This is a genomic window from Streptomyces sp. NPDC036764 (assembly GCF_055609385.1).
On the sequence record NZ_JBVJPT010000001.1, the window covers coordinates 1,427,607 to 1,453,193 of the forward strand.

General features: G+C 71.7%; 23 protein-coding genes. 8 read left to right on the forward strand and 15 right to left on the reverse strand.

The features are described 5' to 3' along the window. From ACZ69Q_RS06200 to ACZ69Q_RS06215, 4 genes are all read left to right on the forward strand, one after another. Positions 1-1,947 carry a fumarate reductase/succinate dehydrogenase flavoprotein subunit gene (locus ACZ69Q_RS06200; protein ID WP_471037133.1) on the forward strand — a complete coding sequence of 649 codons (1,947 nt, stop codon included), beginning with the start codon at positions 1-3 and terminating at the stop codon, positions 1,945-1,947. Beyond that, positions 1,944-2,690 carry a succinate dehydrogenase/fumarate reductase iron-sulfur subunit gene (locus tag ACZ69Q_RS06205; RefSeq protein WP_401548791.1) on the forward strand — a complete coding sequence of 249 codons (747 nt, stop codon included), beginning with the start codon at positions 1,944-1,946 and terminating at the stop codon, positions 2,688-2,690. Before ACZ69Q_RS06200 ends, ACZ69Q_RS06205 begins: the two co-directional genes overlap by 4 nt. Before the next feature lie 398 nt (positions 2,691-3,088). Next, positions 3,089-3,859, forward strand: coding sequence for a GNAT family N-acetyltransferase (locus ACZ69Q_RS06210; RefSeq protein WP_471037137.1), 771 nt, complete (start codon positions 3,089-3,091; stop codon positions 3,857-3,859). A 14-nt stretch (positions 3,860-3,873) separates the two neighbouring features. Continuing rightward, the gene (locus ACZ69Q_RS06215) at positions 3,874-4,863 is read left to right on the forward strand and encodes a lysophospholipid acyltransferase family protein (RefSeq protein ID WP_471037141.1); all 990 of its coding nucleotides are present in this window, start codon (positions 3,874-3,876) and stop codon (positions 4,861-4,863) included. Here ACZ69Q_RS06215 and ACZ69Q_RS06220 read toward each other — a convergent pair. Then, entirely contained in the window at positions 4,853-7,204 is a 2,352-nt protein-coding gene (locus tag ACZ69Q_RS06220; protein ID WP_471037144.1) for an ATP-binding cassette domain-containing protein, read from the reverse strand. The genes ACZ69Q_RS06215 and ACZ69Q_RS06220 overlap by 11 nt on opposite strands. 170 nt (positions 7,205-7,374) lie before the next feature. Here ACZ69Q_RS06220 and ACZ69Q_RS06225 point away from each other — a divergent pair, with 170 nt between their 5' ends. Beyond that, positions 7,375-8,688, forward strand: coding sequence for a phytase (locus tag ACZ69Q_RS06225; RefSeq protein ID WP_471037148.1), 1,314 nt, complete (start codon positions 7,375-7,377; stop codon positions 8,686-8,688). A 25-nt stretch (positions 8,689-8,713) separates the two neighbouring features. On the opposite strand, the gene ACZ69Q_RS06230 is transcribed toward ACZ69Q_RS06225, so the two are convergent. The 8 genes from ACZ69Q_RS06230 to ACZ69Q_RS06265 all read right to left on the reverse strand — a co-directional run bounded on the left by ACZ69Q_RS06230 (position 8,714) and on the right by ACZ69Q_RS06265 (position 17,456). Beyond that, positions 8,714-9,712, reverse strand: a complete 999-nt coding sequence (locus tag ACZ69Q_RS06230) for an LLM class flavin-dependent oxidoreductase (RefSeq protein ID WP_471037150.1) — start codon at positions 9,710-9,712, stop codon at positions 8,714-8,716. A gap of 54 nt (positions 9,713-9,766) precedes the next feature. Then, positions 9,767-11,152 (reverse strand): FAD-binding oxidoreductase, encoded by a 1,386-nt coding sequence (locus ACZ69Q_RS06235; RefSeq protein ID WP_471037154.1) that lies wholly within the window; start codon positions 11,150-11,152, stop codon positions 9,767-9,769. Between the two features lie 131 nt (positions 11,153-11,283). Continuing rightward, positions 11,284-12,957, reverse strand: a complete 1,674-nt coding sequence (locus tag ACZ69Q_RS06240) for a LuxR C-terminal-related transcriptional regulator (protein ID WP_471037157.1) — start codon at positions 12,955-12,957, stop codon at positions 11,284-11,286. A gap of 71 nt (positions 12,958-13,028) precedes the next feature. After that, entirely contained in the window at positions 13,029-14,216 is a 1,188-nt protein-coding gene (locus tag ACZ69Q_RS06245; protein WP_471037161.1) for a GTP-binding protein, read from the reverse strand. 6 nt (positions 14,217-14,222) lie between these two features. Next, a complete protein-coding gene (gene rpmF, locus ACZ69Q_RS06250; RefSeq protein WP_346181028.1) occupies positions 14,223-14,393 on the reverse strand; it encodes a 50S ribosomal protein L32 in 171 nt (56 codons plus the stop codon). 106 nt (positions 14,394-14,499) lie between these two features. After that, positions 14,500-16,104, reverse strand: a complete 1,605-nt coding sequence (locus ACZ69Q_RS06255) for a sodium/solute symporter (protein ID WP_471037168.1) — start codon at positions 16,102-16,104, stop codon at positions 14,500-14,502. Then, complete coding sequence (locus ACZ69Q_RS06260; protein WP_471037171.1) at positions 16,098-16,544, reverse strand: DUF485 domain-containing protein; 447 nt, start codon at positions 16,542-16,544, stop codon at positions 16,098-16,100. The genes ACZ69Q_RS06255 and ACZ69Q_RS06260 overlap by 7 nt, the downstream gene beginning before the upstream one ends. A 261-nt stretch (positions 16,545-16,805) precedes the next feature. Beyond that, on the reverse strand, positions 16,806-17,456 hold the full coding sequence (locus tag ACZ69Q_RS06265) for a methyltransferase domain-containing protein (RefSeq protein ID WP_471037174.1): 651 nt from the start codon (positions 17,454-17,456) through the stop codon (positions 16,806-16,808). 144 nt (positions 17,457-17,600) lie between these two features. Here ACZ69Q_RS06265 and pgm point away from each other — a divergent pair, with 144 nt between their 5' ends. After that, complete coding sequence (pgm, locus tag ACZ69Q_RS06270) at positions 17,601-19,241, forward strand: phosphoglucomutase (alpha-D-glucose-1,6-bisphosphate-dependent) (RefSeq protein WP_471037178.1); 1,641 nt, start codon at positions 17,601-17,603, stop codon at positions 19,239-19,241. A 79-nt stretch (positions 19,242-19,320) separates the two neighbouring features. Here pgm and ACZ69Q_RS06275 read toward each other — a convergent pair whose 3' ends face one another. Beyond that, positions 19,321-19,707, reverse strand: a complete 387-nt coding sequence (locus ACZ69Q_RS06275) for a peptidase inhibitor family I36 protein (RefSeq protein ID WP_471037181.1) — start codon at positions 19,705-19,707, stop codon at positions 19,321-19,323. Positions 19,708-19,885: 178 nt separating this feature from the next. Between ACZ69Q_RS06275 and ACZ69Q_RS06280 the strand changes: the two genes are divergently transcribed. Both ACZ69Q_RS06280 and ACZ69Q_RS06285 read left to right on the forward strand, forming a co-directional pair. Next, a complete protein-coding gene (locus ACZ69Q_RS06280) occupies positions 19,886-20,269 on the forward strand; it encodes a hypothetical protein (RefSeq protein WP_471037184.1) in 384 nt (127 codons plus the stop codon). A 33-nt stretch (positions 20,270-20,302) separates the two neighbouring features. Then, positions 20,303-20,794: a phosphatase domain-containing protein gene (locus ACZ69Q_RS06285; RefSeq protein WP_471037187.1), complete on the forward strand. Its 492-nt coding sequence runs from the start codon at positions 20,303-20,305 to the stop codon at positions 20,792-20,794. Between the two features lie 11 nt (positions 20,795-20,805). Here the strand turns inward: ACZ69Q_RS06285 and ACZ69Q_RS06290 are convergent, their stop codons facing one another. From ACZ69Q_RS06290 to egtA, 5 genes are all read right to left on the reverse strand, one after another. Continuing rightward, positions 20,806-21,021 (reverse strand): dodecin, encoded by a 216-nt coding sequence (locus ACZ69Q_RS06290; protein ID WP_471037190.1) that lies wholly within the window; start codon positions 21,019-21,021, stop codon positions 20,806-20,808. 66 nt (positions 21,022-21,087) lie between these two features. Further along, on the reverse strand, positions 21,088-22,050 hold the full coding sequence (gene egtD / locus ACZ69Q_RS06295; RefSeq protein WP_471037194.1) for an L-histidine N(alpha)-methyltransferase: 963 nt from the start codon (positions 22,048-22,050) through the stop codon (positions 21,088-21,090). Then, positions 22,047-22,838 carry an ergothioneine biosynthesis protein EgtC gene (gene egtC, locus ACZ69Q_RS06300; RefSeq protein WP_471037197.1) on the reverse strand — a complete coding sequence of 264 codons (792 nt, stop codon included), beginning with the start codon at positions 22,836-22,838 and terminating at the stop codon, positions 22,047-22,049. The genes egtD and egtC overlap by 4 nt, the downstream gene beginning before the upstream one ends. Then, on the reverse strand, positions 22,838-24,157 hold the full coding sequence (egtB, locus tag ACZ69Q_RS06305) for an ergothioneine biosynthesis protein EgtB (protein WP_471037201.1): 1,320 nt from the start codon (positions 24,155-24,157) through the stop codon (positions 22,838-22,840). Before egtB ends, egtC begins: the two co-directional genes overlap by 1 nt. Beyond that, positions 24,154-25,458 (reverse strand): ergothioneine biosynthesis glutamate--cysteine ligase EgtA, encoded by a 1,305-nt coding sequence (egtA, locus tag ACZ69Q_RS06310; protein ID WP_471037204.1) that lies wholly within the window; start codon positions 25,456-25,458, stop codon positions 24,154-24,156. Before egtA ends, egtB begins: the two co-directional genes overlap by 4 nt. Positions 25,459-25,587: the final 129 nt, after the last annotated feature.

Sequence of the window (25,587 nt, forward strand, 5' to 3'; positions counted from 1 at the left end):
ATGACCTACACCGACTTCTCGACCGGCGAACCCGTCGGCGACACCAAAGCCCCGTCCGGCCCCGTCAACGAGCGCTGGGACACGCGCCGCTTCGAGGCCAAACTCGTCAACCCCGCCAACCGGCGCAAGCACACGGTGATCGTGGTCGGCACGGGCCTGGCCGGCGGCTCCGCCGGAGCCACGCTCGCCGAACAGGGCTACCACGTCGTCCAGTTCTGCTACCAGGACTCCCCGCGCCGCGCCCACTCCATCGCCGCCCAGGGCGGCATCAACGCGGCGAAGAACTACCGCAACGACGGCGACTCCATCCACCGCCTCTTCTACGACACCGTCAAGGGCGGCGACTTCCGGGCCCGCGAGTCCAACGTCCACCGCCTCGCGCAGATCTCGGTCGAGATCATCGACCAGTGCGTGGCGCAGGGCGTGCCGTTCGCCCGCGAGTACGGCGGACTGCTCGACACCCGCTCCTTCGGCGGCGTGCAGGTCTCCCGCACCTTCTACGCCCGCGGCCAGACGGGCCAGCAGCTCCTCCTCGGCGCCTACCAGGCCCTCAGCCGGCAGATCGCCGCGGGCAACATCGAGATGCACCCCCGTACCGAGATGCTCGACCTGATCGTCATCGACGGGAAGGCGCGCGGCATCGTGGCGCGCGATCTCATCACCGGCCGCATCGACACGTACTTCGCGGACGCCGTCGTCCTCGCCAGCGGCGGCTACGGCAACGTCTTCTACCTGTCGACGAACGCCATGAACTCCAACGCCACCGCCGTCTGGCGGGCGCACCGGCGCGGCGCCTACTTCGCCAACCCCTGCTTCACGCAGATCCACCCGACGTGCATCCCGCGCACCGGCGACCACCAGTCCAAGCTGACGCTGATGAGCGAGTCGCTGCGCAACGACGGCCGGATCTGGGTGCCGAAGGCCAAGGGCGACGACCGTCCCGCGAACCGGATCCCCGAGGACGAGCGCGACTACTACCTGGAGCGCATCTACCCGTCCTTCGGCAACCTGGTGCCCCGCGACATCGCCTCCCGCGCCGCGAAGAACGTCTGCGACGAGGGGCGGGGCGTCGGCCCCGGCGGGCAGGGTGTCTACCTCGACTTCGCCGACGCGATCAAGCGGATGGGCCGGGGGGCGGTCGAGGCCAAGTACGGCAACCTCTTCGACATGTACCAGCGGATCACCGACGAGGATCCGTACGAGGTGCCGATGCGGATCTATCCGGCCGTGCACTACACGATGGGCGGCCTGTGGGTGGACTACGACCTCCAGACCACCGTCCCCGGCCTGTTCGCGATCGGTGAGGCCAACTTCTCCGACCACGGCGCGAACCGCCTCGGTGCCTCCGCCCTGATGCAGGGCCTGGCCGACGGCTACTTCGTGCTGCCGGCCACCATCAACGACTACCTCGCCCGCAACCCGCACCACGAGCAGGTCACCGACGAACACCCCGTCGTCCAGGAGGTGCTGGCCGACACCCACGACCGGCTCAACCTGCTCCTGGCCGTGGACGGCGACCGCACGCCGGACTCCTTCCACCGCGAGGTCGGCGAGCTGATGTGGGAGTTCTGTGGGATGGCCCGCACGGAGACCGGGCTGCGCAAGGCCCTGGAGCGCATCCCGCAGATCCGCGAGGAGTTCTGGCGCCGTATCAAGGTTCCCGGCACCGGCGAGGAGTTCAACCAGTCGCTGGAGAAGGCCAACCGCGTCGTCGACTACCTGGAGCTCGCCGAGCTGATGTGCCTCGACGCGCTGCACCGCGCCGAGTCCTGCGGCGGCCACTTCCGGGAGGAGTCGCAGACGCCGGACGGCGAGGCGGCCCGCAAGGACGACGAGTTCGCCTACGCGGCGGCCTGGGAGTTCACCGACACGGGCGCCGCTCCCGTGCTGCACAAGGAAGACCTGGTCTTCGAGTACGTCCACCCCACCCAGCGGAGCTACGCATGAAGCTCACCCTGCGCGTCTGGCGGCAGAAGAACGCCGACGCCGACGGCGCCATGTCCACGTACGAAGTGGACGGCATCTCCTCCGACATGTCCTTCCTGGAGATGCTCGACACCCTCAACGAGGAGCTCATCCTCAAGGGCGAGGACCCGGTCGCCTTCGACCACGACTGCCGCGAGGGCATCTGCGGCGCCTGCTCGCTCGTCATCAACGGCGACGCGCACGGGCCCGAGCGGACGACGACCTGCCAGTTGCACATGCGGTCGTTCAAGGACGGCGACACGATCGACATCGAGCCGTGGCGGGCGTCGGCGTTCCCGGTGATCAAGGACCTGGTCGTGGACCGGTCGGCCTTCGACCGGATCATCCAGGCGGGCGGCTACATCACGGCGCCGACCGGTGCCGCTCCCGAAGCGCACGCGACGCCGGTGCCCAAGCCGGACGCCGACCTCGCCTTCGAGCACGCCGAGTGCATCGGGTGCGGTGCATGTGTGGCGGCCTGTCCCAACGGGGCGGCGATGCTGTTCACTTCCGCCAAGATCAACCACTTGAACGTGCTGCCGCAGGGGGCGCCCGAGCGGGAGACGCGGGTGCTGGACATGGTGGCGCAGATGGACGACGAGGGGTTCGGGGGGTGCACGCTCACGGGCGAGTGCGCCACCGCATGCCCCAAGGGCATTCCGCTGATGTCCATCACCAGCATGAACAAGGAGTGGCTGCGCGCTACCCGGAAGGTGAAGCGGTAGCGCCGTAGCGGGGACGGCGGTTCGGCGGGTGCGGGCTCGTCGTGGCTTGTCGCGCCCACGCGGCGGAGCCGCAAATCAATACTGCCTCGCGCCCCTTTGGGGTGTTGCAGTGAACGTTCGCAGGGATGTGCGGACGGGCGGGGTCGGGAGGTGCTCCCCGGCCCCGTCTCGCCTTTTCTGCACCTGCCGAGTGAACGGCACCGGACCATCCGGCTGACCGGACGGGCACCGGAATGTGGACGACCGGTACCGGCCCACGCCGTTCAACATCCGCACATCCGCGCTCCGGGCACAGGTCACGCGAACGCCAACCGGCATAGGAAGAACAGGGGCGGCACACCGCACTGCTCGCAACTGCATGCCGCTCGCCGTCCCCGGCCCGTGACCAGGAGTAAGCCATGACCGGCGTACTGACCGTCGACCGTCCCCCGCAGCCCACGGCACCCACCCGTTACACCGTGGGACTCGCCCGCAACGAGGAGGACGTGCGCGCCGCCCAGCGGCTGCGGCACGACGTCTTCGCCGGCGAGATGGGGGCCCTGCTGACCACCCCGCAGCCGGGTCACGACATCGACGCCTTCGACGCGTACTGCGACCACCTGCTCGTCCGTGAGGAGGTGTCCGGACAGGTCGTCGGCACCTACCGGCTGCTCCCGCCGGAGCGGGCCGCGGTCGCGGGCCGACTCTACTCCGAAGGCGAGTTCGACCTCAGCCGGATCGACTCCCTTCGTCCGAATCTGGTCGAGGTCGGCCGGTCCTGCGTCCACCCCGACCACCGCGACGGCGCCGTGATCAGCCTCATCTGGGCCGGCATCGCCCGCTACATGGTCGACCGCGGCCACGAGTGGCTGGCCGGCTGCTGCTCGATCCCGCTGGCGGACGGCGGCACCCTCGCCGCCGGGACCTGGGACCGGGTGCAGGCCAAGCACCTGGCCCCGGAGGAGTACCGGGTACGGCCGCTGCGGCCCTGGGAGCCGACCGCCCCGGTCCCCGCCACGCGCGTCGAACTGCCCGCCCTCCTGCGCGGCTACATCCGCCTGGGCGCCTGGGTGTGCGGCGAGGCCGCGCACGACCCGGAGTTCGGGGTCGCCGACCTGTACGTGCTGCTGTCGATGCGCCGGGTCAACTCGCGCTATCTGCGGCACTTCCTCTCCCTCGTGCCGGCGTGACGGACGTGGCGGCCATGAGCACCACCTCCCTCGGTGCCGTGGGTGTCCCCGCGGCGATCGCCCCCGCGACCGGCACACCGGCCGCGGGCACCACGAGCCACGCGGCCGACGCGGGAACCCTCTGGCGGCCCAGTGCTCCCTGCACCCCGCGGACCTGCATCGAGGCGACGGGACCGGCCAGGGCCATACCGCTGGCCGCCCTGCGGATCGTGGCGGTCCTGCTCCTGCTGGTCGTCGGGTGCGCGGCTATGCCGCTCGGCGGGATGATCCCCGCCGGACTGGTCCGCCGCTGGAGCCGGTGGGTCGTACGGGCCGCGGGGGTCCGGGTACGGATCGCCGGTCCCGCGGCACCTCGGGGCGGGCTGCTGCTCGTGGCCAACCACGTCTCCTGGCTGGACATCCCGCTGCTCGCCGCAGTGCGCCCGGCCCGGATGCTCGCCAAGTCGGAGATCCGTCACTGGCCGGTCGCTGGGTGGCTGACCGCGCGCAGCGGCGCGCTGTTCATCGACCGCGACCGGATCCGCGCCCTGCCGGAGACGGTGGCCCGGATAGCCCGGGCCCTACGGGCCGGCGAGGCGGTGACCGTCTTCCCCGAGGGCAGCACCTGGTGCGGCCGGGCCCAGGGCAACTTCCGCCGCGCCGCCTTCCAGGCCGCCCTCGACGCGGGCGTCCCCGTGCAGCCGGTGCGGCTGCGCTACCGCGTCGTGGACGGCGAGTCCGGCACGGCCGCCGCGTTCGTCGGCGACGACTCGCTGCTGGCGTCGGTGTGGCGGGTGGTCAGGGCACGCGACCTGGTCGCGACGGCGGAGGTGCGGGAACCGATCGTGCCGGGCAGCCGATCCGACCGCCGCTCCCTGGCCGCCGCGGCCGAGACGTCCGCGCTGCCGGACCAGCGTCAGGTGCGGGTTCCCCGGCGGGAGCGCGCCGTGCCCCTCGTGACGCCCGTCGCCGGGACGGACCAGACGGTGTCGCCGGCCCCGTCCCGCGAGCCCCTCACGGCATGACCCGGGTGAGATAGGGGGCCGTCGCGCTCCCCGTCTCCTGCGCCACCCGAGCGGGCGGACCCGCCGCCACGATGTGTCCGCCCGCGTCACCGCCGCCCGGCCCCAGGTCGATCACCCAGTCCGCGCCCGCGACGACGGACATGTCGTGCTCGACCACGACGACGGTGTGCCCGGCGTCGACGAGCCCGTGCAACTGGCGCATCAGCACATCGACGTCGGCCGGGTGCAGCCCGGTCGTCGGCTCGTCGAGGAGGTAGAGCGTGTGGCCGCGCCGGCCGCGCTGCAACTCGCTCGCCAGCTTGATGCGCTGGGCCTCGCCGCCGGACAGCTCGGTGGCGGGCTGGCCGAGCCGCAGATAGCCGAGGCCCACGTCGAGGAGGGTGGCCAGGCTGCGGGCCACCGTCGCGGTGTCCGCGAAGAACTCCGCCGCGGCTTCCACCGTCAGATCCAGCACCTGCGCGATGTTCCGTCCCCGGTACGTCACTTGCAGCGTCTCGGGGTTGTAGCGGGCCCCGCCGCAGTCCGGGCACGGCGCGTACGTGCTCGGCAGGAACAGCAGCTCGACGCTGACGAACCCCTCACCCTGACAGGTCTCGCAGCGTCCTCCCCCAGAGGGGGTACCCCCAGCGACATTGAACGAGAAGCGTCCGACGCCGTAACCACGCGCCCGCGCCTCGTCGGTGGCCGCGAACACCTTGCGCACCACGTCGAAGAGGCCGGTGTAGGTGGCGAGATTGGAGCGCGGGGTGCGGCCGATCGGCTTCTGGTCGACGGAGACCAGGCGCCCCACACCCACCAGGTCCTCGGTGATCTCGCCGATGAGCGTCGACTTCCCCGAGCCGGAGACGCCCGTGACGGCCGTGAACACGCCGAGCGGGAACTCGGCGGTCACCTCGCGCAGGTTGTGCCGGGTCACCGGGCCGACCTTCAACCGTCCGTGCGGGGCCCGTACTTGGCGTTCGGCGGCGGGGGAGTCGTCGAACAGGAAGCGTGCCGTCGCCGACTCCGCGACCGACGCCAGCTCCGCCACCGGACCGCTGTGCAGCACCCGCCCGCCGTGCTCTCCGGCCCGCGGCCCCACGTCCACCAGCCAGTCGGCGCCCCGCATGACGTCCAGGTGGTGCTCGACCACGAACACCGTGTTCCCGGCCGCCTTCAGCCGCGCCAGTACCCGCAGCAGCGCCTCCGTGTCCGCCGGGTGCAGTCCCGCGGACGGCTCGTCGAGGACGTACACCACGCCGAAGAGCCCGGACCTGAGCTGGGTGGCGAGCCTGAGGCGCTGGAGTTCGCCCGCCGAGAGGGTGGGCGTGGCCCGGTCCAGGCTGAGGTAGCCGAGACCGAGCTCGACGACGGGCCCGATACGGGACTTGAGGTCCTCGGTGAGGACACGGGCCGTCTCCGAGGCGCCGCCCTCCAGGCTGTCCGCCAGCTCGATCAGCGGCAGCGCGGCCAGCTCGGCGATCGTGCGCCCCGCGAAGGTCACCGCCAGCGCCTCGGGCCGCAGCCTGCTGCCGCCGCACACCGGGCACGGCGCGGCGGCGAGGAACCGCTCCGCCTTGGCCCGCAGGGTCGCGCTCTTGGAGTCGGAGAACGTCTTCATCACATACCGCCGGGCACTCATGTACGTGCCCTGGTACGGCCGTTGGATGCGGTCGGCGTCGCGCACCGGATGCACGGTGACGACCGGCTGTTCGTCGGTGAACAGGATCCACTCCCGCGCCTCGGCGGGCAGGTCGCGCCAGGGCCGGTCGACGTCGTACCCGAGCGCGTCGAGGATGTCGCGCAGGTTCTTGCCCTGCCAGGCGCCCGGCCAGGCGGCGATCGCGCCCTCCCGGATCGACAGCGCGGGATCGGGGACCAGCGACTCCTCGGTCGTACGGTGCACCTGTCCGAGCCCATGGCACTGCGGGCACGCCCCGGCCGCCGTGTTCGGCGAGAACGCGTCCGAGTCGAGCCGTTCGGCGCCCGGGGGGTAGTCACCGGCCCGGGAGTAAAGCATCCGCAGGGAGTTGGAGAGGTTGGTGACCGTGCCGACGGAGGAGCGCGACATCGGCGCCGAGCGGCGCTGCTGGAGGGACACGGCCGGCGGCAGCCCGGTGATCTCGCCGACCTTCGGCGCGCCGACCTGGTGGATCAGCCGGCGGGCGTACGGCGCGACCGACTCGAAGTAGCGGCGCTGGGCCTCGGCGTAGATCGTGCCGAAGGCGAGGGAGGACTTCCCGGACCCGGACACCCCCGTGAACACGGCCAGCACATCCCGCGGAATGTCGACGTCCACGCCCTTGAGGTTGTGCTCACGGGCGCCACGGACACGGACGTACGAGTCGTGCGGGGAGTGCATGGGCCGGCTGCTCCGGAGGGTGGGCGGTGAGGGGTGCGGGCAAACCCCGCGATTGTATGCGAACCAGGCGCGGTGCCCGCATGAGCCACCTGTTGTTCACGACGACGTCGGCCCACCCACACCGGTCGCCCATAGCGTCTCGCCAGTCTCTCTTCCTACCGAGGAGTATCGTGAGCGCTTCCGCTCTGAGCACTCTCACCGCCGCGCTGCTGATGGTCACGGGCGCCTCCGCCCCGCAGCCGGTCCCCGTCTCCGCGCGCGCGGAGACCCCCGCCGTGTACGACGACGAGGCGGGCGGCAACGCCGACGCCGACGACCCGGCGGTCTGGGTGGACCCCCGCAACCCGGGCCGCAGCCTCGTGATCGGCACCCTCAAGGAGGCCGGCCTCGACGTCTACGACCTGGACGGCAGGCGCCTTCAGCACATAGCGGCGCCCGCCGCGCCGGGCGAGGACGCCGCGCCGGGCCGCTTCAACAACGTCGACGTCGTCTACGGATTCGAACTGGGCGGCAAGAAGACCGACTTGGCCCTGGTCAGCGACCGCGGCCGGGACCGCGTGCGGGCCTACGCCATCGACCCGGCGGCCGTCGCCGCGGGCCGGCCCCCGCTGAGGGACGTCACGGCTGCCAACGCCGCGCCGGTCTTCTCCGCGAGCGAGACCGAGGTCGACGACCAGCGCACCGCCTACGGTCTGGCAGCCTTCACCGACGACGACAACGCCTACGTCGTCGTCTCGCGCCGCTCGGAGACCCGCGTACGGCTGCTGCAACTCCAGGACCGCGGCGGACGCGTCGGCTACCGCACCGAGGACACCCTCGACCTGCCCGGCTCCTTCACCCTGCCGAACGGGAAGAGCTGGACGCCGTGCGCCGACCCCGGCGATCACGCGCAGGTCGAGGGCATGGTCGTCGACCAGGAGAAGCACGTCCTGTACGCGGCCCAGGAGGACGTCGGGCTGTGGCGCGTCGAGCTCGACGACGAGGAGTTCGAGCAGCCGAAGCTCATCGACCGGGTACGGGAGTACGGCACTCCGTGGACGTATGACGCCGAGGAGGAGTGCGTCATCGACACCGCCCACGACCCCGGCTACGGCGGTGAGCACCTCAGTGCCGACGCCGAGGGCACCGCTGTCTACCACGCCGCCGACGGCAAGGGGTACCTGCTCGCCTCCAGCCAGGGCGACAACACCTTCGCCGTGTACGAGCGCCAGGGCCGAGGCGCCTACCTCGGCTCCTTCACCGTCACCGACAGCGCCGCCACCGACGGGGTGCAGCACTCCGACGGCGCGACCGTCGTCAACGTCCCGCTGGGCCGGTCCTTCCCCAAGGGCCTGCTGGTCACCCACGACGGTGAGGCGACGCCCGCGGACGGCGACCGGGAGGGCACCAACTTCAAGTTCACGCCCTGGGATTCGGTGGCCGGCGCGTTCCCGAAGCCGCTGACCATCGACACCAAGTCCTTCGACCCGCGCGACACGGACTGACCCTCCGCCCGGCGGCCCGCCCGGATCACGCCTCGGCGATCCGGGCGAGCCGCCGGTAGGAGTCCACCAGAGCCGCGCGGTCGTAGGTACTCGTCGTGACCAGCACCTCCTGCGCTCCGGTCTCCTTCAGCACCGTCTCCAGCTCGTGCGCGACCTGCTCCTCGGTGCCGGCGATGTGTCCGGTGAGGCCGTTCTCGTAGAAGCCGCGTTCCTTGTCGGTCATGGCGAGCGCCTCGACGCGCTCGGCGGGCGGCAGCGGCGGGAAGGTGCCGTGGGTGCGCGAGTGGGCCATCGACCAGGCCTCCGGCACGAGCAGCCGCCGCGCCTCTTCGGGCGTGCCGGCCACCGCGATCGTGCCCGAGATCACGACGTACGGCTCGCTCGCCCAAGGGGAGGGCCGGAACCGGTCGCGGTAGTGGTCGATGCCACGCCGCATCTTCTCCCGGTTGCGCAGGTCACCGATCACCATCGGCAGCCCGGCGCGGGCCGCGATGTCCGCGCCCTCGCCCATGGCCAGCACTAACGGCGGCACGGTCAGGCCCTCGGCGGGCCGTGCGTGCACCCCGGTCGGCGAGGTGCCGCGGAACCAGCCGAGCAGTTCCTGGAGCTGCGCCGCGAAGTCCTCCGCGTCCCCCTTGTCGCGGCCCAGCGCCCTGCGCACGCCGTCGGTGAAGCCGACGGACCGGCCGAGCCCCATGTCGACACGGCCGGGGAAGAGGGACTCCAGCACTCCGAACTGCTCGGCCACGATCAGCGGTCGGTGGTTGGGCAGCATCACCCCGCCGGTGCCGACCCGGATGGTGCGCGTCGCACCGGCCACGGCGGCGGCAAGCACGGTCGGCGCCGAACCGGCGACACCGGGCACGCCATGGTGCTCCGAGACCCAGAACCGGTGGTAGCCGAGCGCCTCGACCTCCCGCGCCAGCCCCACGGTGTCGCGCAGCGCCTCCGCGTTGGTGTGGCCCTCGCGGGTGCGGGAGCGGTCGAGGACGGAGAAGCGGGTCGCGGCGATCACGGAGCTCATACAGGGTTCAACACCTGGGAGCCCGCAGGATTCCTCAGCGGTCCTCAGCGGTTCTCAGGGCGCGATGTTGTGGTTCAGGCGGAACAGGTTGCCCGGGTCGTAGCGTCGTTTCAGGTCGTGGAGACGGTCGTAGTTCGTGCGGTAGTTGGCCCGTACGCGGTCCTGGTCGTCGGCGTCCATGAAGTTCACGTAGCCGCCCTCCAGGGAGTGCGGCTCCAGCCCCCGGTGGAAGGCGCGCACCCAGTCCTTCTGGGCCTCGCAGTCCTCCCGGGTGGTGAGGGTCGGGCTGAGCGCGATCGCGTAGTCGGCGTCCCGGTAGGAGAAGGCGGTCTCCTCGGGTCCGACCCGGTGGCAGGCCCCGTCGATCGGGAAGACGACCGTCACGCTCTGGATGGACGGCGTGTCGGCGCCGTACTCGACCAGGGTGTCGACGGCTCCGTCGGGCAGGCTCTGCGTGAAGGAGCCCTTCCAGTAGTGGTACAGACCGGCCGGTACCAGGTCGTCGAAGAGGGTGTTGATCACGGGGTAGGGCATGCGCTCCAGATGCCGGCCCAGCACCGGTCCGAGCGCCGCGACCCGGTCCCGGATGCGGTCGTCCTCGTCCTGCGGCCCGGTCCAGCAGGCGACCATGCCGCACAGCGGCCGCCCGTGCCAGCGCTCCGGCAGGAACGGCACCGGTGGTCCGAGGCCCACGAGGAAGACGGCCCCGAGCCGCTCGTCCGCCTCGGCGACCAGCTCCCGGTAGCGGCGGATCACGTCCGCGTCCAGCGGGAAGAACGTCGGCCCGCCGAGGATGTCGTCGATCGGGTGCAGCCGGTACGCGAACGACGTGACGACGCCGAAGTTGCCGCCGCCCCCGCGCACGGCCCACATCAGGTCGCTGTGCTGGTCGTCCGTACAGGTGACGAAGGATCCGTCGGCCGTCACCAGGTCCACCGAGACGAGGTTGTCGCAGGCCAGCCCGCAACGCCGGGCCAGATGTCCCAGGCCGCCGCCGGTCGTCAGGCCGCCCACGCCGGTGGTGGAGACGATCCCGCCGGTCGTTGCCAGTCCGAACGCGTGCGTGGCGTGGTTGACGTCCGCCCAGGTGCAGCCGCCCTCCACCCACGCCGTGCGGGTGTCGGGATCGACGCGGATCCCGCGCATCAGGCCGAGATCGAGGACGACGCCGCCGTCGCAGGTGCCGTAGCCGGGGACGCTGTGGCTTCCGCCGCGCACGGCGAACGGCAGGCCCTGCTCGCGGGCGAAGTCGACGGTTGCCATGACGTCGCCCGTGTCGACGGCCTGCACGACGATCGCCGGCCGGCGGTCGTGCATGGCGTTGTAGACCTTGCGTGCCTCGTCGTAGGCCGGATCGCCGGGTTCCACGACGGTCCCGCGCAGGGCGCCGCGCAGCCGGTCCAGCAGCCGGTCGTCGAGTGTGGGTGTGTAGGTGGCCATGACCCCACCTGCTTTCCGCTCCTGGTCGGGAAATGGGTACCTCTCCGGTCTACGCCGAAGCGCCCGCGGGTTCATCGCCGAAATCACCCATCGCCGCGGACCGGTATGGGCAGAACGGCCCATGGGCGGTGTCAGGCGAGGCCGTGCCGGAAGGCGTACGCCGTCGCCGCCGCCCGCGAGGACACGTCGAGCTTGGCGAAGATGTTGTTCAGATGCCGCGCCACGGTGTGCTCGCTGATCACCAGCTCCGCGGCGACCGCACGGTTCGTACGGCCCGCCGCGACCAGCCGCAGCACCTGGATCTCCCGCTCGGTGAGCCCGCCCGGCCGCCGCCGGCGCACATCGGCGAGCAGGGCGGCGGCCCGGCGCGCGTCGGGTGCGGCACCGAGCCGCCCGAACTCCTGCTCCGCGGCCCGCAGTTCCATCCGCGCCCCCTCGGTGTCCCCGGCGGCCCGGTCGGCGGCGGCCAGGGTCATCCGCACCTGGGCCGCCTCGTACGGCACCCGGAGCTCCAGCCACAGCTCCAGCGCGTGGCGCAGCCGGGGCAGTGCACGGTCCAGGTCGCGGGCGGCGAAGGCCACCGCTCCGGCGGCCGCCGCCGCGCTCGCGTGCAGCGGGGTCGCCTGCGAGCCGCACCGCCGCTGCCAGTCCCCGGCCAGCCTCTGAAGCTCCCCGGCGGCCGTACGCGCCTCGGACGTGCGGCCCAGCGCGAGACAGACCTCCACCTGGGCCGCTAGCAGGGCGCACCGGTCGAGTCCGCCGGTCTCGCCGGTGTCGGCGAGCGCGAGCCGCAGGGCCGTGGCCGAGGCGTCGGCCTTCCCCTGGGCCAGCCGCAGCAGCGCGAGACCGGGCTGCGGGTCCCGGCCGAGCTCATGGGTGCGGTCGTACGACTCCTCGGCCGCCGTGAGCTCTCCGCGCCGCCGCTGGATCTGGCCGACCGGATAGACCGCCTCGGCGGCCGTCCGCCGCTCGTACGGCAGCAGTTCCGCGCAGGTCCGCTCGGCCTCGACCAGCGCCTCGGACCAGTCGCCGCGCAGCTCCAGCACCTGCACGCGGTGCACCCGGCACAGTCCGCGGAAGTTGTTCTCGGCCGGCATCGCCGCGCACCACCGCATGGCCGCGTCGGTCCACTCGGCGGCGCGTTCCAGATCGGCGCAGGCCATGGACTGCTGCAGGCCCAGGCAGTAGACCCAGCCGGTGAAGAAGGAGCTGAGCTCGCCCGCCATGGCCGCGCACATCGCCTCGTCCAGCAGGTCGAGCCCCTCGTCGACGCGCCCCTGGGCCACCAGCACGCCCGCCTGCGCCTGTATGCCCATGGCGAGCAGATCCGGGCTGCCGCCCCGCCGCGCGAGCGCGGCCATGTGCCGGGCCGCCGTCATCGCCTCGTCGAACGCGCCACGCCGCTGGGCGTCCTCGGTGTCGACCCAGACGAGGTAGCACTGCTCGACGCACTCGGGCTCGTCGCGAAGCTGCCGCCGCGCCCGGCGCAGCCAGCCGGCCGCCAGGGCGGCGCGCCCCGCGAGCTGGTGCTCGTAGAACAGCAGCCAGGCCATGTGCCCTGCCCGCCGGGCCGCACCGGCCGCGACATAGCCGGCGTAGGCCCGCATGCGGTGGACGACCGACTCATCGATCCGCCTCGTCCACCATGCGGCGTCGGCGAACGCGGCGCAGTCGTCGGGGGTGAGGCAGGCGGTGTCCAGACCGTCCAGCAGCCGGTACGCCTCGCCCCACGCCTCACGCGAGACGGCGTCCCTGGCCTGCCGCAAGGTGTCCGCGGCCGCCCTGTCGATCGTCCGCTCGGTCACCGCGGCTCCCTTCTCGCGCTCAGCGAGCAGAACCGGCCCCCACCAGGATAGGCAGGACGGACGCCGCAGGGTCAGGGAACCGGCATCTGGAGCGGTGCCACCTGCTCGTGGTCGCAGGTGTCGTCGATGCCGTAGGTGTCCCAGGCCGGGAACGGATCGTCGGCGGCGGCCGGCAGGTCCTCCCCGTCCGCCATGAGACAGCCGGCCAGGGCCGCCTGCAGCGCTTCGGCGTCCAGCAGCGTGCCGATGAGGACCAGCTCCTGCGCGTACGGCGCCTCGGCGTCCCGCGCGGCACTGGGCTCGAACCGGGCGACGGACCCGGCCTGCGACCACAGCCCCGTCACCCGCGGCCGGCTGGCGAGCGTGAAGAACCCCTTGGAACGCAGCACCTTCCCGTACGCGCCGCTGTCGAGGCCCTCCGCCACGAAGGTCCACAACCGCCCGGGGTGGAAGGGGAGTTCTGAGCGGAACACGGTGGAGGAGATGCCGTACTCCTCGGTCTCCGGCACATGGTCGCCGTTGAGCTCCCGCACCCAGCCCGGCGCCTGCTGGGCCCGCTCCAGGTCGAACAGCCGCGTACCGAGCACCTCCTGGAGCGGCACCCGTCCCTGCACGGCGTCGACGAGCCGCGCGACGGGGTTGAGCCGGCGCAGCGCCGCCCGCATCCGGTCCGCCGCCGCGTCGTCCACCAGGTCGAGCTTGTTCAGTACGAGGACGTCCGCGAACTCGACCTGGTCGACGAGGAGGTCGCTGACGGTGCGCTCGTCGTTCTCGTACTGGTCCAGGCCGCGTTCGACGAGTTCGTCGCCACTGTCCAGCTCGGACAGGAAGGAGGCGGCGTCGACGACCGTGACCATGGTGTCCAGCAGGGCCAGGTCGCCGAGGGTGGCGCCGTCGTCGCGGGCGAAGGCGAAGGTGGCCGCGACCGGCATGGGTTCGGAGATGCCGGACGACTCGATGAGGAGATGGTCGAAGCGGCCCTCGCGGGCCAGTCGGTCGACTTCCTCCAGCAGGTCGTCGCGCAGGGTGCAGCAGATGCAACCGTTGGTCATCTCGACCAGGCGCTCCTCGGTCCGCGACAGCGCGGCCTCGCCGCCCCGCACCAGGGCGGCGTCGATGTTGACCTCGCTCATGTCGTTGACGATGACCGCCACACGCAGTCCCTCGCGGTTGGCGAGGACGTGGTTGAGCAGGGTCGTCTTGCCCGCCCCGAGGAAGCCGGACAGGACGGTGACGGGCAGTCGGCGGTCGTACGGCATCTGCGGTCAGCCCTCGGGGCGCAGCAGGCCGCGTTCGTACGCCTTCACCAGGTGCTGCGGCACGAGGTGGCGCACGCCGTCGATCGTCACGGGCACGAGCGACGGCGTGGCCGCCTTCCACTGGGCGCGGCGGTGGCGGGTGTTGCTGCGGGACATCTTCCGCTTGGGAACGGCCATGAGCGACCTCCTCGGTGAACTCGGTGGGTGAACACCGAGGACGCTACATGAAAATGGATCCCATTAACAATTGGCTCCCGGCCCCCCTCTTGCTGGTGCTGGGCGCTCACTCCTTGGCGCCCACCAGCATCCGCACCTCGAACTCCTCGTAGGCGGCGTCGTCGCGCGGTTGCCGCCGGTCGCTCAGTACCGTGCCGAGCCAGCCGAGGAGGAAGCCCGCCGGGATGGAGACGATGCCCGGGTTCTGGAGCGGGAACCAGGCGAAGTCGGAGTCCGGGTAGAACGAGCCCGGCGTTGAGGAGACCACCGGTGAGGACAGCACCAGCAGGACCGAGCAGACCAGGCCGCCCCAGAGGCTGAGCAGCGCCCCCTCGCCCGTGAAGCGGCGCCAGAAGAGGGTGTAGACGATCGTCGGCAGGATCGCGGACGCCGCGATGGCGAAGGCGAGGAACGCGAGCGTCGCGGTGTTGGCGCCCCAGGAGACGAGCGCGAGCAGCATCGCGAGCACGCCGATGACGGCCGCGGACAGCCGGGCCACCATCAACTCCTCGGTCTCGCTCGCACGGCCCTTGCGGATGACCTCGCCGTACAGGTCGTGGGCGAGCGAGGAGGCGGCGGCCAGGGTGAGGCCGGCCGCGACGGCGAGCAGGGTGACGAAGGCGAGGCAGGACAGCAGGGCCGTGAGACTCCCGCCGCCCAGGGCGTTGGCGAGGAGCAGGACGGCCGCGTCGCCCTTGTGGTCGGTCTCGGCGATGGTCTCCCGGCCGACGACGGCGGTGGCGCCGAGGCCGAGGACTCCGGCCGCCAGGCAGACCAGGCCCACCAGGCCCAGCGCCCAGACGAGGGAGGAGCGCAGCACGTCGACCTTGCGCGGGGCGAGCAGGCGCATCAGCACGTGGGGGAGCGCGGCGAGGCCGAGGACGATCGCCAGTTCCAGGCTGAAGAAGTCGAGCTTGCTGGTGGTGCTGGCGCCGTAGCGCAGCCCGGGTTCGAGGAACCGGGCGCCGGTTCCGCTGTGGTCGGCGGCCGCGGAGAGCAGGGCGCCCGGGTTCCAGTCGTAGCGGTGCAGGACCATGACGGCGGTGATCGTCACACCGGCCAGCAGCATGACGGCCTTGATGATCTGGATGACGGTGGCGCCGGGCATGCCGCCGATGGCCGCGTACACGATCACGACGGTGCCGATCACGATCACGCACAGGGTGCGGGTGGCGGGGCTGGGCTCGCCGGTGAACTGGGTCAGCAGGGCGATGCTGCCGACGAGCTGGGCGACCAGGTAGAGGGTTGTGATGGTCAGCGTGCACACGGCCAGGGCCAGCCGGGCGGGGCGTTGCAGCCGGGTCAGGCGCAGCGCCAGTGTGTCGCCGAGCGTGAACCTGCCCGCGCGGCGCAGGGGTTCGGCGATCAGCAGAAGAACCATCATCCAGGCGACCACGGTGCCGCCGAGGTACAGCAGGCCGTCGTAGCCGGTGAGGGCGACCAGTCCGGTGCTGCCGAGAAGCGTCGCGGCCGACAGGTAGTCACCGCACATCGCCAGGCCGTTGCGCAGCGGGGACATGGTGCGGTTGCCGAGGTAGAACTCGCTGATCTCGTCGCGGTGCGGGGCCGTCAGCAGCGCCATGAACAGCGTGACCACGACCACCGACAGGAACAGCACGAACGTCAGTTGCAGGCTGAACCGGTCGACGATGCCTTCGGACACGGTCACCACGTGCGGTACCCCCCGGAGCCGGGACGGACGGCCTGCTCGGCCTCGCCCTGCCGGGCGGGTGCACGGAGCCGCCCCGTCTCGTGCTGTTGCAGGCGCGAGCCCAGGCCGCGGGCGATCGGGTCGACCCGGGTGCGCATGTGGCGCAGGTACCACCAGGCCGTCAGGCCCATCACGGCGAACTGCCCGAGGCCGATGGCCAGGCCGAGGGTGAGGTCACCGGCCAGTCGCCGGTTCATCAGGCCGGGAACGGAGTGCGACAGGAGCACGTACAGCAGGAATCCGCCGACCGACAGGAGCGTCGCGCGGACGCCGAATCTGCGTTGAGCGCGGCGCAGGGAGTGAAATTCGGGATCTTCGGATATGCGTTTGACCGGTGCAGGTTCGCTATTCGGTGAACCGTATGTGAGGGAATTGTCGTGCCATGGTGAAAACTCGGGCACAGGCGCACCTTCTTCGCTGCGTCATGCCGAACGCGCTGGCGAGCGCGGGCTTTTGGGGACGGAAGCCGGAGTATGTCAGCGGCCTCTTTGAACAATCAACTGGCGTGGTGAATTGCCGTCCCGCGGTGGCGCATTCAAGCCCCTCGTGAATCGTCCAGGATCTTCCGCTGCCTGCGAAAAAGGGATCCTGGGTAATTAGTCCGGACTATTTGTTTCGGTCGGACTGTCTCAAAAAGGGTTGACGATCTCCGGGCCCGGGCGTCAGTGGCCGGATGTCTCGGCGCGGCGGCAGTGCAGGAAGAGGTGGGGTTCGGGGCCGGCGCCGGGGTGGGCCGGGGTGAAGATGCTGTTGTGGCTGGACAGCACCGTCAGGCCCGCCGTCTCCAGCAAGGCGGCGAGGTCGTCCTCGGCGAAGCTCGTCGCGCGGGCCCGGTGGCCCATGAAGAGCACCTCGACGTCCTCCACGTCCGCGGGCACCGTGGCCAGCACCAGATGACCGCCGGGCCTCAAGGCCACGGCCAGCCGCCGCAGCAGGGCCGACTGCTCGGCGCGGGTCATCTGCAGCAGCGAGAAGAACACGCACACGCCGTCGAACGAGTCCGCCTCGAGCGGGAGGTCCCGGATGTCGGCGTGGCGGAACTCGGCCCCTGGGACCTGACGGGCGGCGACTTCGACCATGACCGGGGAGACGTCGACGCCCAGCACCGAGTGCCCCGCCTCGATCAGCGCGGCCGCGGTGGGCCGTCCGGTGCCGCTGCCCACGTCCAGGGTTCGCGCGGCGGGCGGCAGCCGTTCGATCAGCCACTCCAGCGCGGACAGGTGCGCGGGGGCATGGGCGAAGGCCTTCTCGTAGTCGGGGCCCAGCGCGTCGAACAGCACGGCGGCGGGCGGCCGTTGGTCCTCGTGCCTCACGTCGGTGCCCCTCTCGTCGCCGACCCGCATCGTCGCATTCGCGGCACGTGTGCCACAACGGGCGCCCGGTGCGCGTCCCGGCGGGCCGGGCAGGGGAGAATGAGGGCTGTACCCAACCGTCGACCCTTGCGGAGGAGCGGGCAGATGCAGCACGAGCGAGCGGGGCAGGTCGCCGGGCCCGAGGACCTCATCGATGTGGCCCGCCTGGTCACGGCGTACTACGCGCTGCACCCCGACCCGGCCGAGCCAGGGCAACGAGTGGCGTTCGGCACCTCGGGACACCGCGGATCGGCCCTCGCGACGGCGTTCAACGAGGACCACATCGCCGCCACCAGCCAGGCCATCTGCGAGTACCGCACCGCCCAGGGCACCGACGGCCCCCTCTTCCTGGGCGCCGACACCCACGCCCTGTCCGAGCCCGCCCGGATCACGGCCCTCGAAGTCTTCGCCGCCAACGACGTGACCGTCCTCATCGACCAGGCCGACGGCTACACGCCCACCCCGGCGGTCTCCCACGCCATCCTCACCGCCAACCGCGGCCGCACCTCCGGCCTCGCCGACGGCGTGGTCGTCACCCCCTCGCACAACCCGCCCGCCGACGGCGGCTTCAAGTACAACCCGCCCAGCGGTGGCCCCGCCGGATCCGAGGCGACCTCCTGGATCCAGGACCGCGCCAACGAGATCATCACCGGCGGCATGAAGGACGTACGGCGCATCCCCTACACCCGCGCCCTGGCCGCGCCCGGCACCGGCCGACACGACTTCCTCGGCGCCTACGTCGCCGACCTGCCGAACGTGCTGGATCTGGACGCCGTCCGGGCCGCCGACGTGCGCATCGGCGCCGATCCGCTCGGCGGTGCCTCCGTCGCCTACTGGGGCCGTATCGCCGAGCAGCACGGGCTCGATCTGACCGTGGTGAACCCGCTCACCGACCCCACCTGGCGGTTCATGACGCTGGACTGGGACGGCAAGATCCGCATGGACTGCTCCTCGCCGTACGCCATGGCCTCGCTCATCGAACAGCGCGACCGGTACGACATCGCCACCGGCAACGACGCCGACGCCGACCGGCACGGCATCGTCACCCCGGACGCGGGCCTGATGAACCCCAACCACTATCTGGCCGTGGCGATCTCGTACCTGTTCTCGCACCGGCAGCAGTGGCCCGCCGGCGCGGGGATCGGCAAGACCCTGGTGTCGTCCAGCATGATCGACCGGGTCGCGGCGGACGTCGGCCGGCCGCTGGTCGAAGTCCCGGTCGGATTCAAGTGGTTCGTGGACGGCCTGTCCGACGGCACGCTCGGCTTCGGCGGCGAGGAGTCGGCGGGCGCGTCCTTCCTGCGCCGCGACGGCTCGGTGTGGACCACCGACAAGGACGGCATCACCCTGGCCCTGCTCGCCTCCGAGATCACGGCGGTCACCGGCAAGACCCCGTCGCAGCACTACGCCGAGCTCACCGACCGCTTCGGCGCCCCCGCCTACGCGCGCGTCGACGCCCCGGCCTCCCGCGAGGAGAAGGCGCTGCTCGCCAAGCTGTCCCCGCGCCAGGTCACCGCCGACACCCTCGCCGGCGAGCCGGTCACCACGGTCCTGACCGAGGCCCCCGGCAACGGCGCCGCACTCGGCGGCATCAAGGTCGCCACCGCCAACGCCTGGTTCGCGGCCCGCCCTTCGGGCACCGAGGACGTCTACAAGATCTACGCGGAGTCCTTCCTGGGCGCGGACCACCTGAGCCGGGTCCAGGAGGAGGCCAGGTCCGTGGTGCTCGCGGCGCTCGGCACCTGACACGGCGAAGTCCTGAGCGGCGTGCGCCGAAGCCGCGCACGCCCCTCAGGACCACGCCCCCGACCGGTCCGCGATCAGCTCAGCATTCGCCGCCCCACACCGCGCTGTGCAGGGTGATGGGGCCAAGGAAGGAGTCGCGGTTGGGGTCGTTGGGGTAGTGCAGGCAGCCCTGGATGTTGCCGCCGTACTGAGCGGTCAGGTTGAACCGGATGTGGTCGGCGCCCGGGAAGCGCACGCCGTTGTTGACGATGACCATCCCGTGGTCGGAGTGCAGGTCGTACAGGTTCCCTGTCGACTTCCACCTCGGCTGACCCCACGCCACGTCGTTGTCCCACACGCAGACGTATTCCCTCGGGCAGTCCGACTCGGCGGCCGACGCCGAGGGTGCCGAAGCCATCGCCGTGCCCGCCGTCATCAGCAGTGCCGCCACGCTCACGCCGGCCTTCTTGCGAAACCGTGCCTTCAAGGTTTCCTCCATCTGAGTCAATGGCCGCCTTCGAGTGACCAAGCATCGCGGCCCGCCCAAGGCACCGGTCCCTGACAGATGTCAGGGACCGAGGCATGACCGGCATGCCTAATGTGCGGGGCGACGACCGAGGGGACTTTCCCGCGAGTCGGCCCGACAGACCGTCGAAGGGGACAGCATGCGCAAGTGGACCGCGGCACTCGCCGCTGCCGGGGCACTCGCCCTCGTGTTCACCACCTCCCAGAGCGCCTCGGCCGCGGGCCACGGCCGTGGCTGGTACGGCGTGTGGGCGGACGGGGTGAACGTCCGCGACATGAACGAGGGCAACTGCGCCACCTCGCCGAGCACCGCGAACTGCCCCTCGATCGTCGGCCAGATCAACTCCTGGGACGAGGTGTTCATCTACTGCCAGATCCCGGGCCAGTCGGTCGGCGGCAACCCGTACTGGGTGATGGTCGCGCCGCGGGGCTGGGACAAGTACGGGATCATGTCCAGCTACTACATCGAGAACAGCAGCAACTGGATCGACGGCCTACCCGGCCCGAACGGCTGCGCGATCTAGGGTCCGTTGCGGCGATCTCCTAGGGTGAGCGGTGTGACCGACAGCAACAAACCCCCGCTCGCCGTGTTCGACCTCGACAACACCCTCGCCGACACCGCGCACCGGCAGCGTTTCCTGGAGCGCAAGCCGCGTGACTGGGACGCCTTCTTCGCGGCCGCCCCGCAGGATCCGCCCATCGAGGAGGGGGTCGCGATGGCGCGGGAGAGCGCCGAGGAGTGCGAGGTCGTCTACCTGACCGGGCGCCCCGAGCGCTGCCGGCGCGACACACTCGACTGGCTCGCGGCGCACGGGCTGCCGGAAGGGCGGGTGTACATGCGGCGCAACGACGACCGCCGGCCCGCCCGGCGCACCAAGCTGGAGATCCTGCGCCGCCTCGCCCGCACCCGTGAGATCCGGGTGCTGGTGGACGACGACGAACTCGTGTGCGAGGACGCCGAACGGGCCGGGTTCACCGTCGTACGGGCACGCTGGACCGCCCCGTCCGCGGAGCTGAAGGTGGCGCAGGAGCGGGAGGGGCGGACCTGACCGGGGCCGGCCTACTCGGATTCGTCCAGGCGGAAGCCGACCTTCATGGTCACCTGCCAGTGCGCGATCTCACCGTTGTCGAGCTGGCCACGCACCTCGACCACCTCGAACCAGTCCAGGTTGCGCAGGGTCTGTGAGGCGCGCGTGATGCCGTTGCGGATCGCCTGGTCCACGCCCTCGGGCGAGGTGCCGACGATGTCGGTGACCCGGTAGGTGTGGTTCGACATGTGAGTGCTCCTCTCGCACGCGTCACTCCACGGTGCCCCAAGGTGGGGCAACGCGCGAGCCGTCCGTCACCGCGCCACGCTCAGTGACAGCGCGAACCTGCCCTGACCGTCCGTCCACCAGTGCGCCAGCTCCAGTCCGGCCGCCGACAGTTCCGCGCGGACACCGTCCCTGCGGAACTTCGCCGACACCTCGGTGCGCATCTCCTCACCGGCGGCGAAGTCCACGGCGAGGTCCAGCGCGGGCACCTTCACCGTCTGCGCCGTACGGGAGCGCAGCCGCATCTCGATCCACTCGTTGTCCGCGTCCCAGACAGCCACGTGCTCGAAGGCACCGGGATCGAAGTCGGCGCCCAACTCGCGGTCGATCACGGTCAGGACGTTCTTGTTGAACGCGGCCGTCACACCGGCGGCGTCGTCGTACGCCTCGACGAGGACCTTCTCGTCCTTGACCAGATCGGTCCCCAGCAGCAGCGCGTCACCGGGGGAGAGCAGGGCGCGGACGGAGGCGAGGAACGCCGAGCGCTCGGCCGGCAGCAGATTGCCGATCGTGCCGCCGAGGAACGCCACCAGCCGGGGCCCCGGTGTGTCCGGCAGGGCCAGCCCGACGGTGAAGTCGGCGATCAGGGCATGCACGTCCAGCCCCGGCCGCTCCTCGATCAGCGCCTGCCCCGCCTGGGTGAGCGCGCTCTCGCTGACGTCGACGGGGACGTAGGTGTGCAGCCCGGTCAGCGCGTCGAGGAGGAACCGCGTCTTCTCGGAGGAGCCGGAGCCCAGTTCGACCAGCGTGCGGGCGCCGGTGGCCACGGCGATCTCGCCGGCCCGGTCGACGAGGATCTCGCGTTCGGCTCGCGTGGGGTAGTACTCGGGCAACTCGGTGATCTTCTCGAAGAGTTCGCTGCCCTGCGCGTCGTAGAACCACTTCGGCGGCAGCGTCTTCGGTGTGCTCGTCAGGCCCTTCAGGACGTCGGCGCGCAGTGCGGCGTCGGTGGCGTCCTCGGGCAGGGTGCGGGTGAGAAGGAACGGACTCACGTGCTGGGCTCCTTCGGTCGTGCCGGTACCAGGGTGTCGCTGGGGTCCTTGAGCGGGGTGAGCAGCACATCGGTGCCGCTCGCGGCGAGGAGGGTGCGGTCGGGGACCTCCTGCCAGTGCGGATCGTCGTCGTAGGGCTCGGAGGCCACGACGGTGCCGCCGCCTGGGCGGGTCAGATACCAGAGCGTGTCGCCCCAGGCGGTCGCGGCGATGCTCTCGCCGTCGGTGAGCAGCAGGTTGAGCCGGGACCCGGGGGCCGCCTCGGCGACCTCCAGGACCGTGTCGGCCAGCGCCTGCCCCTGCTCGTCGCCGCCGCGCAGCCGCGCGAGGACCAGCGCCCACACGAACGCGGAGTCGTTGCGGGCCTCCAGCGACAGCAGGTCCACCGGCGGGACACCGGAGACGAGCGGGGCCATCGATCCCGGCCAGCCCTTCACCGCGCCGTTGTGGCTGAACAGCCAGGGGCCGCCGGCGAACGGCGCCGCCGCGGCCTCCCCGTCGGCTCCCGCCATCGTCGCGTCCCGTACGGCGGCGAGCAGCGCGCCACTGTGGACGACCCGGGCGAGATCGGCGAAGGACAGGTCCGCCCAGATCGGACCGGCCCGACGGTAGCGGGCCGGTACCGGGTCCCCTTCCGCGTACCAACCGACCCCGAAACCATCGGCGTTGACGGTCCCGTGCCGCTGTCGCCGAGGTGCCCAGGACTGGCGGTACAGGCCGTGCGGGGGCTCCACGAGGAGCCGGCCGAGCGGCTCCTCGGGGCCGAGGTACGCCAGATGACGGCACATCAGACGTCCCCCGCGGAGCGGGCCGTACGGAACCCGGAGAAGATCTGGCGCCGGATCGGATAGTCCCAGTTGCGGAAGGTGCCCCGGCAGGCGACCGCGTCCACGGCGAACGCGCCGCCGCGCAGCACCTTGTACTCGGGTCCGAAGAACACCTCCGAGTACTCCTTGTACGGGAACGCCTGGAACCCCGGGTACGGCAGGAAGTCGCTCGCCGTCCACTCCCATACGTCGCCGATCAACTGGCGTATGCCGAGCGGCGATTCGCCCTCCGGGTAGCTCCCGGCGGGCGCGGGCCGCAGATGGCGCTGGCCGAGGTTGGCGTGCTCCGGCCCGGGATCGGCGTCGCCCCACGGGTAGCGCGTGGAGCGGTCGCCGGCCGGGTCGTGCCGGGCCGCCTTCTCCCACTCGGCCTCGGTGGGCAGCCGGCGCCCGGCCCACCGGGCGTAGGCGTCGGCCTCGTACCAGCACACATGCAGCACCGGCTCGTCGGGCGGGACGACCTCGGTTGCGCCGAAGCGGCGCCGCAGCCACTGCTTGCCGTCCCGGCTCCAGAACAGCGGCGCGTGGATCGAGTGCTGCCGGATGTGCGCCCAGCCCTCCGGCGTCCACCAGCGCTCGGTGTCGTAGCCGCCGTCCGCGATGAACGCCTGGTAGGCGGCGTTCGTCACGGGCGTGGTGTCCATGTAGAACGCCGGCACCTCCCGCCGGTGCGCCGGGCGTTCGTTGTCCAGCGCCCACGGCTCGGTGGACGTGCCCATGGTGAACGGGCCGCCGGGGACCAGGACTTCCGACGGCCCCGTGAACAGCGGCACCGGGTCCGGGTCAGGGGCGGTCAGGGCCTGCGGGCCCTTGCGGAGCTGATGCGTGATCAGCATCGTCTCGTCGTGCTGCTGCTCGTGCTGCGCGATCATCCCGAAGGCGAAGCCCGCCTCGGTCAGCCGCGTCCCGTGGAACGCGGTGCTCTCCAGGATGTCCAGCACTCTGCCGCGCACTTCGGAGGCGTAGTGCCGGGCCTCGGTGGGCGGCAGCAGCGGCAGCGAGGGGCGTGCGGCACGTGGGTGCTCGAAGGCGTCGTAGAGGCCGTCGATCTCGGGCCGCATCGGCTCCCGCCCGCCGACCGCCCGCAGGAGCCACATCTCCTCCTGGTTGCCGATGTGGGCGAGGTCCCACACCAGCGGGGACATCAGCGGTGAGTGCTGGGCGGTGAGGTCGGGCTCCTCCACGCAGGAGGTGAGCAGGGTCGTGCGGGCACGGGCGGTGGTGAGATTGGTCAGCGCCCGCTCGCGGAGAGTGTCGGCGTCGAAAGCGGGGTCGGTCATGTGCGGATGTCCCTCCCATGCAGAATGCGGTCCGTGCCGTACAGCTCGTCCAGCAGGTCGTCGGCGGGGCAGCGGGCCCGGGCGACATAGCGGTCCCGGTACGCGGCCACCGCGTCCGTGACCTCGGTCGTGGCGCCCAGCCGGGGCAGGGCCTCCAGCGCCGCGGCGAAGCAGGTGACCGCGACCTCCCGCAACTCGGGATCGGCGAGGCCCGAGCGGGCCGCGTCGAGCCACAGCGGGTTGTGCGGCGCCGGCCGCGACAGGGCGCGCTCGGCCAGCGGCTTCACGGCCCGGTAGGCGGTCTCTGCGGCCTCCGGGTCGTCGAAGAGCGCGGTCGCCACGGCGAGCGGCACGATCCAGCCGTCCTCGCCGGGCTGCGCGTCGATCATGCGCAGTTCCAGATGGCCACGCGGCCTCACCGGCGGGAACAGCGTGGTGAGGTGGTACTCCAGATCCTCCTGCGTCGGCGGCCTGGGCGCCCCCGATCTGGTCCACTCCCGGAACGACAGGCCCTCCGGTACGTCCCAGGGGCCACCGTCCTGCCTCACGCACATCACCGGCGCGTCCACGACGTGCCGCGCCCACGAGGCTCGTGGGTCACCGTCCAGCGGGGGAGCGCCCGCGCGATCCGCGCCTATCTCCATCCACAGAAGCTGCCGGGTGGAGAGCCAGCCGGTGGGCTCGCGCCCGGCCAGCGGGGAGTTCGCGAAGGCCGCGACCAGGACCGCGCCCAGTTGGTGCGCCAGCCACCAGCGCCGGCCGTGCCCGAGCGGGCCGGGCTCCTCGTAGCCGGCGTCCAGACACACCTGTACCGAGGCCGAGGTGCACATCATGGCGCGGCCGGCCGGGCCGGCGCGGTCCAGGTAGGCCTCCATGGCGTCATAGCGCGGCTGGCGCAGGAAGCGCCGGGGCGAATGCCAGGGATCATTGCCGATGCCGACCAGACCCAGATCGTGCTCGCGCAGTACGGCGCGAGCGGCGTCGAGGTCGGCGGAGACGGTACCGATGCACTCCATCAGCGAGGTGGCGGGCGGGGAGCTCAGTTCGAGCTGGCCGCCGGGTTCGACGGTGAGCGCCGACCTCAGGGGCACGGTCCGTAGTGCGGCGTAGGCCGCTTCGAGGCGTTCGGGTGTCACGGGGAGCTGCGGGCTGCGCAGCTCATGGACGAGCCATTCCACTTCGACCCCGAGGGTACGGGGCGGGCCGGTCTTGAAGCAGATGCCCCGGACCAGGGCCTCCACCTCGGCTTCGGTGACCGCGGTGCGGGGCCGCTCCGTACAGTCACTCACCGAATCTGACATGTCGGGATCCTCCTGAGAGTCCTCGATGCCGCCCGGCCCGGATCTTGTGGGCGGGCCGGCACACTCGTCCCACCCAAGACCCTCATGTCGTTTCGCACAAGGGTGCGTACCGGCACGTTCCGGGTCGGT

What these genes read in the sequence shown, in the direction of transcription:
- ACZ69Q_RS06245 (WP_471037161.1), bottom strand. Translation starts at nt 14,216, where the DNA reads ATGCCGTACGACCGCCGACTGCCCGTCACCGTCCTGTCCGGCTTCCTC.
- egtB (WP_471037201.1), bottom strand. Translation starts at nt 24,157, where the DNA reads ATGACCGACCCCGCTTTCGACGCCGACACTCTCCGCGAGCGGGCGCTG.
- ACZ69Q_RS06220 (WP_471037144.1), bottom strand. Translation starts at nt 7,204, where the DNA reads ATGCACTCCCCGCACGACTCGTACGTCCGTGTCCGTGGCGCCCGTGAG.
- ACZ69Q_RS06235 (WP_471037154.1), bottom strand. Translation starts at nt 11,152, where the DNA reads ATGGCCACCTACACACCCACACTCGACGACCGGCTGCTGGACCGGCTG.
- ACZ69Q_RS06290 (WP_471037190.1), bottom strand. Translation starts at nt 21,021, where the DNA reads ATGTCGAACCACACCTACCGGGTCACCGACATCGTCGGCACCTCGCCC.
- pgm (WP_471037178.1), top strand. Translation starts at nt 17,601, where the DNA reads ATGCAGCACGAGCGAGCGGGGCAGGTCGCCGGGCCCGAGGACCTCATC.
- ACZ69Q_RS06205 (WP_401548791.1), top strand. Translation starts at nt 1,944, where the DNA reads ATGAAGCTCACCCTGCGCGTCTGGCGGCAGAAGAACGCCGACGCCGAC.
- egtC (WP_471037197.1), bottom strand. Translation starts at nt 22,838, where the DNA reads ATGTGCCGTCATCTGGCGTACCTCGGCCCCGAGGAGCCGCTCGGCCGG.
- ACZ69Q_RS06200 (WP_471037133.1), top strand. Translation starts at nt 1, where the DNA reads ATGACCTACACCGACTTCTCGACCGGCGAACCCGTCGGCGACACCAAA.
- ACZ69Q_RS06280 (WP_471037184.1), top strand. Translation starts at nt 19,886, where the DNA reads ATGCGCAAGTGGACCGCGGCACTCGCCGCTGCCGGGGCACTCGCCCTC.
- ACZ69Q_RS06210 (WP_471037137.1), top strand. Translation starts at nt 3,089, where the DNA reads ATGACCGGCGTACTGACCGTCGACCGTCCCCCGCAGCCCACGGCACCC.
- rpmF (WP_346181028.1), bottom strand. Translation starts at nt 14,393, where the DNA reads ATGGCCGTTCCCAAGCGGAAGATGTCCCGCAGCAACACCCGCCACCGC.
- ACZ69Q_RS06215 (WP_471037141.1), top strand. Translation starts at nt 3,874, where the DNA reads ATGAGCACCACCTCCCTCGGTGCCGTGGGTGTCCCCGCGGCGATCGCC.
- egtA (WP_471037204.1), bottom strand. Translation starts at nt 25,458, where the DNA reads ATGTCAGATTCGGTGAGTGACTGTACGGAGCGGCCCCGCACCGCGGTC.
- ACZ69Q_RS06230 (WP_471037150.1), bottom strand. Translation starts at nt 9,712, where the DNA reads ATGAGCTCCGTGATCGCCGCGACCCGCTTCTCCGTCCTCGACCGCTCC.